11 protein-coding genes are annotated in these 14,120 nt (G+C 57.4%); 3 read left to right on the top strand and 8 right to left on the bottom strand.

Translation table 11 applies throughout. The features are described from left to right. The gene (locus GHN86_RS09885; RefSeq protein ID WP_153386489.1) at positions 1-1,032 is read left to right on the top strand and encodes a ferredoxin--NADP reductase; all 1,032 of its coding nucleotides are present in this window, start codon (positions 1-3) and stop codon (positions 1,030-1,032) included. 19 nt (positions 1,033-1,051) lie between these two features. Then, on the top strand, positions 1,052-2,605 hold the full coding sequence (locus GHN86_RS09880; RefSeq protein ID WP_153381949.1) for a FadD3 family acyl-CoA ligase: 1,554 nt from the start codon (positions 1,052-1,054) through the stop codon (positions 2,603-2,605). 121 nt (positions 2,606-2,726) lie between these two features. On the opposite strand, the gene GHN86_RS09875 is transcribed toward GHN86_RS09880, so the two are convergent. From GHN86_RS09875 to GHN86_RS09840, 8 genes are all read right to left on the bottom strand, one after another. After that, a complete protein-coding gene (locus tag GHN86_RS09875) occupies positions 2,727-3,128 on the bottom strand; it encodes a DUF5329 domain-containing protein (protein WP_153381947.1) in 402 nt (133 codons plus the stop codon). Between the two features lie 69 nt (positions 3,129-3,197). Further along, the gene (locus GHN86_RS09870) at positions 3,198-3,650 is read right to left on the bottom strand and encodes a hypothetical protein (RefSeq protein ID WP_153381945.1); all 453 of its coding nucleotides are present in this window, start codon (positions 3,648-3,650) and stop codon (positions 3,198-3,200) included. Next, on the bottom strand, positions 3,647-4,762 hold the full coding sequence (locus GHN86_RS09865) for a sel1 repeat family protein (RefSeq protein WP_153381960.1): 1,116 nt from the start codon (positions 4,760-4,762) through the stop codon (positions 3,647-3,649). Before GHN86_RS09865 ends, GHN86_RS09870 begins: the two co-directional genes overlap by 4 nt. After that, positions 4,762-6,027, bottom strand: a complete 1,266-nt coding sequence (locus GHN86_RS09860; RefSeq protein WP_153381958.1) for a sel1 repeat family protein — start codon at positions 6,025-6,027, stop codon at positions 4,762-4,764. Before GHN86_RS09860 ends, GHN86_RS09865 begins: the two co-directional genes overlap by 1 nt. Next, entirely contained in the window at positions 6,027-7,304 is a 1,278-nt protein-coding gene (locus GHN86_RS09855; RefSeq protein ID WP_153386487.1) for a DUF6396 domain-containing protein, read from the bottom strand. Before GHN86_RS09855 ends, GHN86_RS09860 begins: the two co-directional genes overlap by 1 nt. After that, positions 7,304-9,091, bottom strand: coding sequence for a phospholipase D-like domain-containing protein (locus GHN86_RS09850; protein ID WP_153381942.1), 1,788 nt, complete (start codon positions 9,089-9,091; stop codon positions 7,304-7,306). The genes GHN86_RS09855 and GHN86_RS09850 overlap by 1 nt, the downstream gene beginning before the upstream one ends. Then, positions 9,088-11,790: a type VI secretion system Vgr family protein gene (locus tag GHN86_RS09845; protein ID WP_153381939.1), complete on the bottom strand. Its 2,703-nt coding sequence runs from the start codon at positions 11,788-11,790 to the stop codon at positions 9,088-9,090. The genes GHN86_RS09850 and GHN86_RS09845 overlap by 4 nt, the downstream gene beginning before the upstream one ends. A gap of 598 nt (positions 11,791-12,388) precedes the next feature. Then, on the bottom strand, positions 12,389-13,174 hold the full coding sequence (locus GHN86_RS09840; protein WP_153381937.1) for an enoyl-CoA hydratase: 786 nt from the start codon (positions 13,172-13,174) through the stop codon (positions 12,389-12,391). A 145-nt stretch (positions 13,175-13,319) separates the two neighbouring features. Between GHN86_RS09840 and GHN86_RS09835 the strand changes: the two genes are divergently transcribed. Next, entirely contained in the window at positions 13,320-14,105 is a 786-nt protein-coding gene (locus GHN86_RS09835) for an SDR family oxidoreductase (RefSeq protein WP_153381935.1), read from the top strand. The last annotated feature ends 15 nt before the right edge of the window (positions 14,106-14,120 follow it).

The raw sequence follows: 14,120 nt of genomic DNA, 5'->3' as shown, positions 1-14,120 counted from the left end.
ATGAATACACCGGCCTATATCTCCCTGCGTGTGGCGCACATCATCAGCGAAACCCACGACAGCAAGTCGTTGGTGTTCGATGTGCCTGAGGCCCTGCGTGAGCAATTTGCCTATAAGGCGGGTCAATTTCTGACCTTGCGCGTTCCTCACGAAGGCGGTTGGTTGCCACGCTGTTACTCGCTGTCGAGCACCCCGCTGGTGGACGAACCCTTGCGCGTCACCATCAAGCAAGTGCGCGATGGCCGCGCGTCCAACTGGCTGTGCCAGCAACTGCGCGAAGGCGATCAGCTTGACGTGCTGGTGCCGGCCGGGGTCTTTGTACCACGGCATTTTGCCGATGATTTCATCCTGTTTGGCGGCGGCAGCGGCGTCACGCCGGTGCTGTCCATCCTGCGTTCGGCGTTGATCGCGGGCACCGGCAATATCCTGCTGATTTACGCCAACCGCGATGAAGCCTCGGTGATCTTTGCGGCTGAACTCAAAGCACTGGCCAGCGCCTACCCGCAGCGCCTGCAAGTGATTCACTGGCTGGACTCGGTTCAGGGTATTCCGGCCGTGGCCCAATTGGCGCAGATGGCCAAACCCTTTACCCATGCCCAAGCCTATATCTGTGGTCCGGGGCCGTTTATGGATGCTGCCGTCAGTGCCTTGCAGCACATTGGCATGGACCACGGGCGCATTCACGTCGAGCGGTTTGTCTCCCTGCCCGAAGATGGCAGCGTGGCGGCCCCGGCCCCGGTCAACACCGACGTGATCGGCAGCCAGCTGTCAGTGCGCCTCGATGGCGAAGAATACGAAGTGCCCTGTGCCGAAGGTGAAACCCTGCTGAACGCCATGCAGCGTGCGGGTTTAAGCCCGCCCAGTTCCTGCCTTGTCGGCTCCTGCGCGACCTGCATGTGCACCGTTGAGCGCGGCAGTGTCAACATGCTGCGCAACGATGCCCTCGACGCTCAGGAACTCAACGATGGCTGGGTACTGGCATGTCAATCAGTGCCCAACAGTGAACACCTGCGCGTGTGCTTTCCTGAATAACCTGCCAGACGAGTGACCGATGACTTCCAGCCCGAACAGCATTCCCGAGTTACTCCAGTTGGCCGCCCGCGACCATGCAGGGCGTACCGCCATCGAAGAAAATGGCCTGTGCACCGACTACCGCGAGTTGCCGCACCTGGCGCTGGGCGTCACCCGCAGCCTGATGGCACTGGGCATTCGCAAAGGTGATCGCGTGGCGATCTGGGCCCCCAACGGCCGCGACTGGATCATCGCCGCGTTGGGTATCCATTGCGCCGGAGCGGTGATGGTGCCGATCAATACCCGCATGAAAGGCAACGAAGCGGCCGACATCCTGCATCGCAGTGGCACTCGCCTGTTGTTCGTGCAACCGGATTTTCTCGGTGTCGACTACCTGGCATTGCTGGCGCCCCATCGACCGGTTGGGCTGGAACAGTTAATCAAACTCGGCGACGCCAGTGCCTGGGACGGTTTTTTAGCGCTGGGCGCGGCGATCAGCGAGGAGGATGCCCAAGCCCGTGCGGCCAGCGTCGGCGCGCAAGACCTGAGCGACTTGCTGTTCACCTCCGGAACCACGGGCAAACCCAAAGGCGTCATGAGCGCTCACGGGCAAACGATTCGCGCGTTCAGCGAGTACGTGAAGGTGATCGGCCTGGTGGCGGGCGACCGCTACTTGGTGATCAACCCGTTCTTCCATGCGTTTGGCTACAAAGCGGGGTGGCTGACCTGCCTGCTGGCCGGGGCAACCATCCTGCCGCACCCGGTCTTCGATGCTGAAGCGGTGTTTCAGCGCATTGCGGCTGAAAAAATCAACGTACTGCCGGGGCCGCCCACCTTATACCTGTCCATGCTGGCCCATCCCAAACTGGCCGAGACCGACCTGTCGAGCCTGCGCATTGCCGTCACGGGCGCGGCCACCATCCCGCCGATCCTGATTGAACGCATGCGTCGCGAACTGGGTTTTGCGGTAGTGACCACAGCCTATGGGTTGACCGAATGCGGGGGGCTGGCCACCATTTGCGACCCTGACGCCGCCAGCGACGTGATCGCGGGCACCAGCGGGCGGGCGATCCCCGGCACTGAAGTGAGCATCCGCGACCCGCAGAACCACGCATTGCCGGCAGGCTCAACGGGGGAAATTTGCCTGCGCGGTTTTCATGTCATGCAGGGTTACTTTGAAGACCCCAAAGCGACAGCTGAAACCATTGACGCCGAAGGCTGGTTGCACACGGGTGACATAGGCGTGCTGGACACGGCGGGGAATTTGCGGATCACCGATCGCTTGAAAGACATGTTTATCGTCGGTGGATTCAACTGTTACCCCGCAGAAATTGAAGCGGGATTGATTGAGCACCCGGCGATTGCCCAGGTGGCGGTGATTGGCGTGCCCGATGAACGCATGGGGGAGGTGGGCTGTGCTTGTGTGGTCTTGCGTCATCAGCAAACGCTGGATGAGGCTGGCTTGATTCAGTGGGCACGCGAGCACATGGCCAACTACAAAGTGCCGAGGGCTGTACGGTTTTATGAGGCCTTGCCGGTCAATGCGTCGAATAAAGTGGCGAAGAATGAGTTAAGGGCGGAGTTTACGGGCTAGTTGTTTTGCCTTGAATGGCCGTTAAACAGCGGTAAAAACCTGTGGGTAGCCGCCTTGCGAACAGGCCGATGAAACGCTGGATGCTGGCGACTCCCACGGGCCGTTTCTGCCGTGTCACAACTTACTGTCCGAGCTGTCGCTGCCTGTTTAGCTCTGTGTTGAGCCAAATGCCCGCCGGTTGTACGCCTGTTGGGCATCGAACTTCATAGGCGGTGCCCGTCATGCTGCTTTTAGTGGCCCCTAGAGCAATGAAGTCTTCTGCACTGCTCACCCGGTTCTTACCTTCGAGATAAGCCAGCTTTTTACCCAAATGGGCACTCGCCTGTGCACCGGGGTATTCTTTGCCGTTGCGCACAAACCGACACTCACTGTGTTCGACAAAATCCAGCAAGCCCTGAATCTCTTGAGCGGCCTGCGCTGTGGTTTGAGCCTGTACAGAGGGCAGCATGATCATTAGGCTCAGACCCACCGCGCTCAACCATGGGCGGATGAGGCGAGCTTTCCATCGTTTCAAAATACGCATGATGTTTCCTGATATTCATTGACTGTAAAGAGTGTTTAGTCAGAGGCCACTGATGGGCGTGCCATTATTTCAGTCTGCGGGAGGATGGTATCGGCTAACCATAAGTTCGTTGTCTTGGCTGAGTGACTGCTTAATGTTCCGACCTGTGAATCCCGTCACTTGGCCATCTTGTGAATACGCGACCTCGATATAGCCACCCTCAAGAAAGTCCATGCGATAAATCCGTGTCTGATCCACTGTTCGCACTGTCAATGACTCGATTTCGGATATGTCCTTGATACCGACCGATTTGGGCATAAGGTGTTCGATGGTGGTATCACCGTTAACCATGCTTATCGTTACCCCGTCAGGGCGAGTGACCCTCACACCGCCCTCAATTTTTTCCACGAAGTTGCCATATGAATGAGCTTCTTTAAACATGCCTTGTTCGTCGTACTGAACAATGGTTTCACCCTCTACTCCAGGCGTTGGCGGGGCTGTATCAAACGTGATCGTCACATCGTCATTTTTAGATTTGCTCATGATGTTGCTCCATTGGGTTGTAGTTGCTTCTGCGGGCAGGCTTGGCCGCTGCTGCACGTCGGCTCCAGAAATTGGTTTTCGCTGAACGAGGGTGAGCCCGGCATGGGTTTGCCGGTGGCCGGGTCCAGAGTTTTAGCCTTGGCCAATTGCTGGATCAGTTCTGGCGTGGGCTTGGGCGGCGGGATATTGGCCAGCCGGGCTTCCAGCCATTGCAACTTGCCGTCCCAGGCGGGGAGTTTGGCCGGAGGCAGCGGGAGGATTTCGTTGACTTCGGGGACTTTAGGGTCGGCGTAGGAATAGTTGCCTAGCACTTTGCTTATTTTCATATAGCGCTCGACACGCTCCAGGTCTTCCTGTTGGCCGAGAGAGTCAAGTTCATCGAATGAGGGGTGATTACGAAAGACTTTTCCTAACTTATAAGCAGAGGTGCTATCACCCGCTGCTACTCCCAATTGAAGTGCTTCGAGCGCTTCTGGATAATGCCCATCTATCGACAGATCAACCCCTAATGCACGGGCAGCCTCTCCATTGCCTTGCTCAGCCGCGCACTGGCGCATCATTCGGGCAACCGTAGGAGCAATTCTGATTGGCGCCATTTTCTCGCCCACATACGCCTGGGCTTGTGCATTGCCGCTATCGGCAGCCTTGCGGAAGTAACGCAGGGCCATTTCCGGATCTTGTTTCAGCCCCGCAGAACCCTGTTGCAGGAAGATTCCAACAAAGTAATATCCCGTCGCCACCCCCTCGCTGATCAGTCGCTCACTCAAACGTAGATACTCGTCACCTCGAAGCTGGAAATGTCCGCGCATGGCACCGTTCTGCAGGTTGATGTTGGCCTTGTAATGACCATTTTCGGCAGCAATGCGGTACAGCCGCTCAATCTCGACATCAACGCTTTTGTCCTGCTTGAGCTGATTGTTTTTTTGCAGCCAGCGGGCGTACTTAAACAGCACATCAGTGTCAGTCGAAGGCGCAGGAATAACTTCGTGAACGCAGGTAAAGGCCAAGTCCGCCTTGATATCGTCAAGCGGTTTCAATGGGGTTTTATCGCTCCTATTGCAGGCGATCAGCAGCAGACTTGCCAGCACGGTTGCAAGGTGCTTTGGTCTCATCACACCAACCACCAGCACACAGCTTCTTCTTGCTGCGTCCACTTGGGTGACAGGGGCCAAAACCGTGGGTAGTAGCGCTGGACTGTCTGCAAAGGAAATACATCGCCTTGCTCGAAATGACTAACGACGCTGGGTGTGACGACTCCACGACCACGCAACCTGCCGACTTTCCAGTAACCGCTTTGTGGGCAAGGTTGCCCGCTATAGCAGAAGGGGGCAGACAAATGGGCCTGGCTAAAGCCGGGCGAGCCCGGCATGGGTTTGCCGGTGGCCGGGTCCAGAGTTTTGGCCTTGGCCAATTGCTGGATCAGTTCTGGCGTGGGCTTGGGCGGCGGGATATTGGCCAGCCGGGCTTCCAGCCATTGCAACTTGCCGTCCCAAGCGGGCAGTTTGGCTGGAGGCAAGGGGAGGATTTCGTTGATTTCGGGGACATTGGGGCTTGCGTAGGAATAGTTGCCTAGCACTTTGCTTATTTTCATATAGCGCTCGACACGTTCCTGGTCTTCCTGTTGGCCGAGGTAATTAAGTTCATCGGTCGGGGGAGGATTACGAAAGACCTTTCCTAACTTATAAGCAGAAGTGCTGTCGCCCGCAGCAACGCCAAGTTGTAAGGCTTCTAACGCTTCCTGATATCGGCCTTTGCCCTGAAGATTTATCCCTAATGTCAACGCCGCTTCGCCATTGCCTTGCTCTGCTGCGCAACGGCGCATTTGTCGGGCGATGTCGGGGGACATGTCGCTCGGTGCCAGTTTTTCGCCCACATACCCCTGAGCTTGTGCATTGCCGCTATCTGCAGCCTTGCGGAAATAACGCAGGGCCATTTCCGGATCTTGCTTGAGCCCGGCGGATCCCTGTTGCAGGAAGATCCCGACAAAGTAATATCCCGTCGCCACCCCCTCGCTGATCAGTCGCTCACTCAAACGTAGATACTCGTCACCTCGAAACTGGAAATGTCCGCGCATGGCACCGTTCTGCAGGTTGATGTTGGCCTTGTAATGACCATTCTCGGCAGCAATGCGGTACAGACGCTCGATCTCGACATCAACGCTTTTGTCCTGCTTGAGCTGATTGTTTTTTTGCAGCCAGCGGGCGTACTTAAACAGCACATCAGTGTCAGTCGAAGGCGCAGGAATAGCTTCGTGAACGCAGGTAAAGGCCAAGTCCGCCTTGATATCGTCAAGCGGTTTCAATGGGGTTTTATCGCTCCTATTGCAGGCGATCAGCAGCAGACTTGCCAGCACGGTTGCAAGGTGCTTTGGTCTCATCACACCAACCACCAGCACACAGCTTCTTCTTGCTGCGTCCACTTGGGTGACAGGGGCCAAAACCGTGGGTAGTAGCGCTGGACTGTCTGCAAAGGAAATACATCGCCTTGCTCGAAATGACTAACGACGCTGGGTGTGACGACTCCACGACCACGCAACCTGCCGACTTTCCAGTAACCGCTTTGTGGGCAAGGCTGCCCGCTATAGCAGAAGGGGGCAGACAAATGGGCCTGGCTAAAGCCGGGCGAGCCCGGCATTGGTTTGCCGGTGGCCGGGTCCAGAGTTTTGGCCTTGGCCAATTGCTGGATCAGTTCTGGCGTGGGCTTGGGCGGCGGGATATTGGCCAGCCGGGCTTCCAGCCATTGCAACTTGCCGTCCCAAGCGGGCAGTTTGGCTGGAGGCAAGGGGAGGATTTCGTTGATTTCGGGGACTTTAGGGTCAGCGTAGGAATAGTTTGCGAGCACCCTCCAGATTTTTTCATAGCGGTCGGCGCGTTCTAGGTCTTCTTGTTGGCCGAGGTAGGAGAGTGTGTCACTTGGAGGAGGGTTACGAAATCCCATGTTCAAACGAGAAGCCGCACCTTCAGTGCCCGCAGCTACTCCTAGATGTAATATCTCGAGCGCCTCTTTGTAGCTTTTCTCATTTTTAAGACTAATGCTTAGCATCACAGCCGCTTTACCATTACCTTGCTCAGCCGCACATCTGCGCATCCTTCGTGCAACGTCCGGCGCGATATCTATCGGCGCCAATTTATCGCTCACGTAGCCTTGGGATTGAGCACTGCCCATATCCGCTGCCTTACGAAAGTAGCGCAGCGCCATCTCTGGATCCTGCTTTAAACCAGCCGAGCCGTTTTTCAGGAAGATGCCAATAAAGTAGTAACCCGTAGCCACATTGGCGTCGATCAACTGCTGACTCAGACGCAGGTGTTCATCGCCCCGTAGATTGAACTCCCCCCGCATGGTGCCGTTTTGCAAATTAATATTGGCCTTGAAATGACCGTTTTCGGATGCAATGCGGTAAAGACGCTCAATCTCGGAATCTACTGTTTTGTCCTGCTTGATCAGGTTGTTTTTTTGCAACCAGCGGGCGTATTGAAAAACTAAGTCGGTGTCGGCCGAAGGCGCAGGAATAGTTTCATGTACGCAGGTAAAGGCCAGCTTGGCCTTGATTTCGGTGAGCGGATTCACAGGAGGGGCCTTCTTCGTGTAGGTAAAGGCACTGCGACTGTCGCAGGCCGCCAGCAATAGGCAGGTCAGCAAAAAAAGGCGGTGCATCAGTCATAATCACTCAAGGTGGCATCGCCATAATAAAATTCCACAAGTGGTGCATAAGGATTTTTCTTATCCTCTCGAAGGCTTTGATTTTCATTGATGATTTCCCGCCACTTATCAAACGCCACCGCCGGATCATCCTGCGCCCCCATCCCACCCGTATGTTGCTCCCACAACCTTCGCCGCAGCCCCTGGGTCACACTCGCCCACTCATGAGCAATATTCAGCTCACTGTCCACCTGCATGCTGCGGGTGTTGATATTGGCCGAGCCGTGAGTAGTGAACACGTCGTTGACGATCATTAACTTGGAATGGATGTACACCGGCATCCACGCTTGCCCTGGGAGTGAGTCGGGCGCAACCAGCGAGCAGATGTGAATTTTCAGGCCTGGATAGTGCTGAGCGGTGAGGGTGCTCTTCATGACGGCCTCTATTTCCTGCTCGAGCGCAATCTGCGCGGTGCGGTCGCGCGGGTCGGATTGAGACTTGGCTGCGGCTCTGAGTGCTTCAACGCGTTGCAGTTTGGTCACTTCGGGAATGGTCTCGGCGCGCCCAAGACTTTCGAGCATCCGCTGGGTATTCACCGTGCCGGCGCCGATGCCGTCGTTGGTGGCATTGGTTATGACAAACAAATGCAAAGCGCCATGCAGGCCCGGATCACGCCCGGCTCGGGTCTGGCTGGCCGCTGCTTTTTTGATGGCTTCAGCCAGCGGCGGCCAACGAAAGTACTGGTTTTCGATGTAGATAAACTGCGTGGCGTTGTTCACTGCTTTCAGGTAAAGCTTTTCAATATCGCGAATGCCTTTCTGAGCCTGTGTGCGTAAAAGTTGGGCCAGCTGTACGTTGGCCCCAGGCGTGCATTGCAGTTGTGGGCCGATCACCTTGGCCTGACGGGTGTGAAGCAGGTCTTCACCGGTTTCCTTGAGCCAGGCCGAGGCAAAGTTATGGTGCAGGTGTTCCAGAATCGGTCCGCTGATCTGACTGGAAATATCCTGACGCGGTGTATCACCCCGAGGGCCGGCATTGGGCGCGGGTTTGCTGCCTTCCTTGCGGTTCAACGCTGAATGGGCATCGCTGTCCCAATACTCGTCGAGCATGTTGTGGCCCATGACAAAACCCACGGCGGTGTCTACACATTCGTAATCGACGAGCACGCTTTTTTGGTGATGGGTTGCGCTCAACTTCAAGGTTTGATGCATCCGGGTACTGATCAACGGGTCGAGGCTGTTGGATTTCACCTGCTTGGCAATCTCGGCCCTTTCAGCCCAACTGAACCCCCGGCTGACAAACACTGGCAGGTTGTGTGTGGCCTGCAACAGGGCCTTGTCGTCGGCGACGGCACATTCGGCAAACCATTCCCGGTCAAGGGCGTATTGCTTTGGCGTGGAGTGCTGCAGTTCGCGGTCCTTGAGCCTTACGTTGCCCTTGCCAGGCAGGTTGGCCTCGCCAGCAAAACCGGCCAGATTTAACGGCATCTCCCACCCCAGCACACGCACTCGCACGCCTTCACGGGCTTTGGCCCTGAGCAAGTCACCGATGCACACCTGGTTTTTGCCATCCCGAATAAAGTACATCGAGGGCTGAAACCCCCAGCAGATGATGTCGACGGTTTTGGTGGCTTTCTCGATGGCCAGATGCACAGCCTTGAAGGTTTCTTCGCCGTTGACCAGAGGCTGATACGTGGCCAGGGCCGGGGGGTATTCACTGTTCTGCACATACCAGGGCAAGGTGCACGTGGCCTCGTTGGTGCGTTGCAGGGCGACCGGGGTCACGATGTCGGGGTAGGTCATTGGGCTTCACCTGGCGTCTGGTTCTTATCAATCGCAGCTGCGTACAGGGTGCGGTGCTCCTTGTGAGAGGAGGGCTGGCTAATCTCATCGTGGCTGTTCGAGGTGTGGTTATGCAGTCCACGATTGGCCAATGGCCCGTGTTCGGCATTGCGGTAATCAGTGGGTATCGGTATTTGATAATTCACGCCATTAGCCATTGCCAACTGGTATTGACGGGTGATGACTTGATGCTCAATCAACAGATAGCCCGTGTTATCCAGCACGCCTTTTTTAAGCGCCAGGCCGTCTGCATAAAGTGTGTAAGGCATGCCCGCCCAGCCGCCAGCCGGGGCATTCGGCGCTTGTAACACGTTGAGCCGAAGTGTTTCTTTGGATTGGCTTTGCGGATAATCCGGGTGAGCCGCCGACATACTGGCCGGGCCGCTGTAATCGAAATGCCCCGACTTGACGCCGTAGTCCCCCAGCGTCCCCGACTCGATACCGTTCGGGTCGAGGGTGATGTAGCTGCCGCCAGCATTGAGGATGATTTTCTTTTTGGCGGTGATGTGGATTTCGTTTTCGGTGCTGGTGATCTCCAGACCATGGCGGGCCATCAGTTGCAGGGTGTCGTTTTGCGCCTGAATGCTCACCGCGCCTTGGTTGGCAATCAGCTTGATGCCCAGCTTGCGCACAAACAGGCTCAAGCCTTGGCCCACACCCATAAACAGGCGCTTGACCACGCTGATGTCGGCTTGGCCTCCGGCGTTGAGCATCAGGTTGTTTTGCGCCGCCAGTTGCAGGTGGTTGCCGCTGGTGAGTGCAATACCTTGGGGCGCGCTCAGTAATAAAACCGATGCCTTGAGCTGGTCGAGTTGTTCGCGCATAAGCGAGAGTTGTGCCTGCACATCAGCCGGATCGGCGTTGGCTGTCTGCGCATCTTTAGAGAGTGACTCAAGCTGGTCGCCTGCCTGTTGCAAACGGCTCGTGGCGGCACTCATTTCGAGCATTTGACCTTGCGCCCTGGGCTGGGTGTCGGCACTGATAAACATGCCGCTGCCCGCCCGAATGGCCCCGTGGCCATCAGTACGCAGCTCCGCGCCCTGACCCCGAGGTTGGCGCTTGCCGTCGACCAGATGCCCAAGGTTGAGCTGGCTCTTGCCACTGTGTTCAGTGCTGAGCTTGATGTGTTCCTGGCCGCGGGTATCGTCCATGCGCAGTTTGTTGTTGGTCGGGGTGCGCAGCACGTTGCGCCGCTCGTTGCGCATGGTCACGTGGTCCGGGTGCTCACTGTCGTGCAGGGCATGGGCGATGTAGGGGCGATCCGGGTCGCCTTGCTCGAACGCCACTGCCACTTCGGTGCCTTGGACCAGCGGCAAGTGCAGGCCGTGGGTGTCACCGGCGTAAGGCCGCGCCAAACGCAGCCACATGCTTTCCTGGCCCGGCTTCCAGGTGTCGCGGTCGAACAGGAAGCTCACCCGATAGCGGCCTTCCTCGTCTAAGTCGGCGTAGAGATAGTTGGCATCCGGGCTGGTGACGCGGGCCGGGACGGTGCCGGCGATTTGCGGTTTGGCCAGCAGTGGTGGACGAAAGCACACGGTTTCTGCATAGGGAATGGCCTCGAAGGTGACGACAAGGCTGCTATCACGGGCCGCGCGGGTGATGATGCGGGTGATCACCGCCCTCGGCGCAAAGGCCTGCGGCGCGCCGCCTGTGATTTTCAGGACTTGAGCGGGGGCCAGCGTCGCGCTGCTGCTGATGCCGCTGAGTTGGGTCTGGCCATTCAGGTAGCGCTCGTGACGCAAACGGGCGTAGAAATAGCCGCTTTCGCTTTGCAGGTCTTCGTCCTGTGCCAGCGTATCGCCCCGCACGGTGTAGGGTTCGGCGTAGTGGTAAGCCTCGCCGTAGGTGCCTTTGGCGCCGCGGGTCTGGTCAACCTCGCCATCGAGCCAGGCCCTGGCGTCACGGTGGTGGTAGGCGCGGATGTTGATGTTTTTTTCCACCACCTGATGGCTCGATTGAAGGTGCCAGACGCCGTCTTCCCCGCTGCTGCTCAGCCCGGATTGTGGGTAGTACGGCAGTTCAACATTGAACTGGTAGTTGCGCTGATCGTCGTGAAACTCCACCACGTCGATGCGCAGCCGATCATCGCTGGTGAAGCGGTACCAGATGCCCACCTCGGCCAGCAGGCGGGCGATAAACGCCAGGTCGCTCTCGTCGTACTGCATGACCTGTTCGCGCCTGGGGTATTCGCGCTTCAGATCAAATAGAAAATCCTGGCCTCTGAAGTCGTGACGGCTGCGCAGAATGCTCTCGACAATCTCCGGCACCGATTGATGCTGGTAGATCCGAAACTGTTTGCCACGGCCGAGCAGGGCCAATCGCGGCTCAAGGGTGAGTTCGTAGCGGGCTTCGTCAAGGGAGGCAGACAGTCGTTTGAAGGCCGTAACCACACCGTACAGGGTGCGCAGCGCATTGACTTCTGGCTTGCTGAACCCCGGTAGCGCCGGGCCAGGCGGTGGGCCATGCAGGCAAAAACGCGCGTCGCGTCCCAGCATCTGATCGACCGCAATATCGCCGTCGGTGCTGGTGAACTCCACGCGGTAGGTGAAGGGTTGGCTCAGGCACTCTTCGCCCTCAAAGGTCAGTACATCCAGCCGGGTGGCAAGCCCATGCACATCGATTGAGTGGCGACTGTGGTCGAAAAAAACAGGCAGGTTCATTCAAGACTCTTAGGCGACGTACAGGGCATAAACTAAAGCCATGGCACGGCGGATTGGGCGATAAATGGGTGTTAAAGCAATTAGGGTCTGTACGAAATGTTTTCGAGCGAAGGTTAGGCAAGGCGAAAACAGGCGAGGAACGGTCGGGGTCGCGCACGACTTAACGTGTTGTTAATGAGCATTCCGGGCCTGTTTTCAACGCCGCATAACCGAGCGCAGATACATTTCGTACAGAGCCTAACAAACACACGAGGCGCACTGCGTTATAGAAGGCAGGCGTTGTTGTTTGTGAATATCGCTTTTTAATGTCGGAGATAGTGGCTTGCTCTGAAATATAAAACCAGCGCCAAGCCCAAATTTGGGAAGTGTCCTACAGGTATTTATTTTTAAAAGTTCAGAATTTTCCTATTGATTGAAGCGAGAGGGTCGCGAAGTGCAACTTCGATTTAGATTAGTATTTTTTAAACTTCAGACTTTTCTTATTGATTGAATGAGTAAGTTGTTTATTTAAAGTGTATTGAGGGGTATGCACTTGTTTTCACAGCGGCGGCATACCGTCGTTATCCAACGGTAATCTCGGCCGGAAGTATAAGGCGACTCAGTGACCTTCAAATCGCGGCGTACGCTTTTCTATAAACGCCTGCATTCCTTCCTTCTGATCCCGCGAGGCAAACAACAGCGCATTGGCTTTGCGTTCCAGAGCCAGGCCAGTCTCCAGCGGGGCATCGACGCCAGCCAATATCACTTCCTTGATCTGTTCGGCGGCCAAGGGCGGCATGGCGGCGATCAATGTTGCCAATTTCAACGCATGGGCCTGTACCTGGGCATCTTCGACCACGTCGCTGACCAACCCGGAAATCCAGGCCTCTTCAGCGGTAATCGGTTGCCCGGTCAAGGCCATGCGCATGGCTTTCGCTTTGCCCACTGCCCTCACTAAACGTTGGGTGCCGCCAATGCCGGGCATGATGCCGATGCGGATTTCTGGCTGGCAAAATTTGGCGCTGGTACCCGCCACGATAATGTCCGCCAGCATGGCCAATTCGCAGCCGCCGCCGTAGGCATAACCACAGACCGCCGCAATCACCGGCTTGGGGCAGTGCTGGATCGGCGCCCAGACCCGTTCGGTATGGCGTTGGTAAATATCGATCGGCCCCACGCCGGCCATGCTGTTGATGTCGCCGCCCGCGGCAAACACGCTGTCCCCTCCGGTCAGCAGGATGCAGCGCACTTCGGGGTTTTCGGCCAGTTCTGTGAAGTAACGCGAGAGCAAGGCTTGCAGTTCAAGGCTCAGGGCATTGGTGGCGTGCGGACGATTGAGGCGCAGCAGGGCCACGCCCTGGGCCGGAAATTCCAGCAATACCGGCGCAGCAGTTGGGTCAGACATGGGGTTCCTCATTGAGCAGGGCGCTGTCAAAACAGCCTGCAGGGGAGTGTTGCCTTCACGCGGGCGCGCTTCATCGTCCGTTCAGACGACGAGCACCCTCAACGTAGCCCCTAGAGTGGCTCTATCAGTAGAAGAGGAGCGTGTCATGGGCCAACTCTCAGGGCTGGACTACAGCGGTAAGGTGGTGCTGGTCACCGGCGGTACTAAAGGCATCGGGGCCGGGATCGCCAGCAGTTTTCTCCAGGCCGGCGCGCAGGTGATTGTGTGCGGCAGGACAGCACCCGAGGTGTTGCCTCGGGGCGGCACCGCGCAGGCCATTTTCATGGCTTGTGACGTGCGCGATGTGGATTCGCTCAAGGCGTTGTTTGACGGTATTCGCGCCGATTTCGGCCGCCTCGATGTGGTCATCAACAACGCCGGTGGCAGCCCGGCGGCCGAGGCCGCCAGTGCTTCGCCGCGCTTTCATGAAGGCATTATCCGTCTCAATCTGATCGCCCCCCTGAATGTCGCGCAGCAGGCCAACGCCTTGATGCAACAACAGGCCAGCGGCGGTTGCATTGTGTTTATCGGCAGTATCAGCGCCTTGCGCGCATCGCCCGGCACCGCAGCGTATGGCGCAGCCAAGGCCGGTGTGCTGGCCCTTGTGCAGTCGCTGGCGGTGGAATGGGCGCCCAAGGTGCGGGTGGTCGCGGTCAGTCCGGGACTGGTTCGCACTGAGCAATCGCACCTGCACTACGGCGATGAACACGGCATTGCTGCGGTCAGTGCCGGGATTCCCGCCGGGCGCATGGCCGTGCCCGAAGACATTGGCAACGCCTGCCTGTTTATCGCTTCGCCCCTGGCCGGTTATGCCAGTGGCTGCAATCTGTTGTTGCACGGCGGCGGTGAACGTCCAGCTTTTCTGGGTGCCGCGCAGAGCGCAGCGCACTGATCGACCTTTAGCGGC

It is taken from the genome of Pseudomonas helleri (genome assembly GCF_009600315.1).
Lineage (GTDB): Bacteria > Pseudomonadota > Gammaproteobacteria > Pseudomonadales > Pseudomonadaceae > Aquipseudomonas > Aquipseudomonas helleri_A.
Note: the sequence above shows the minus strand (reverse complement) of the source record. Positions and strands in the feature narration are given on the sequence as shown.

Coding starts and splice junctions, on each gene's coding strand:
- GHN86_RS09885 (WP_153386489.1), top strand. CDS start 1: ATGAATACACCGGCCTATATCTCCCTGCGTGTGGCGCACATCATCAGC.
- GHN86_RS09880 (WP_153381949.1), top strand. CDS start 1,052: ATGACTTCCAGCCCGAACAGCATTCCCGAGTTACTCCAGTTGGCCGCC.
- GHN86_RS09875 (WP_153381947.1), bottom strand. CDS start 3,128: ATGCGTATTTTGAAACGATGGAAAGCTCGCCTCATCCGCCCATGGTTG.
- GHN86_RS09870 (WP_153381945.1), bottom strand. CDS start 3,650: ATGAGCAAATCTAAAAATGACGATGTGACGATCACGTTTGATACAGCC.
- GHN86_RS09865 (WP_153381960.1), bottom strand. CDS start 4,762: ATGAGACCAAAGCACCTTGCAACCGTGCTGGCAAGTCTGCTGCTGATC.
- GHN86_RS09860 (WP_153381958.1), bottom strand. CDS start 6,027: ATGAGACCAAAGCACCTTGCAACCGTGCTGGCAAGTCTGCTGCTGATC.
- GHN86_RS09855 (WP_153386487.1), bottom strand. CDS start 7,304: ATGCACCGCCTTTTTTTGCTGACCTGCCTATTGCTGGCGGCCTGCGAC.
- GHN86_RS09850 (WP_153381942.1), bottom strand. CDS start 9,091: ATGACCTACCCCGACATCGTGACCCCGGTCGCCCTGCAACGCACCAAC.
- GHN86_RS09845 (WP_153381939.1), bottom strand. CDS start 11,790: ATGAACCTGCCTGTTTTTTTCGACCACAGTCGCCACTCAATCGATGTG.
- GHN86_RS09840 (WP_153381937.1), bottom strand. CDS start 13,174: ATGTCTGACCCAACTGCTGCGCCGGTATTGCTGGAATTTCCGGCCCAG.
- GHN86_RS09835 (WP_153381935.1), top strand. CDS start 13,320: ATGGGCCAACTCTCAGGGCTGGACTACAGCGGTAAGGTGGTGCTGGTC.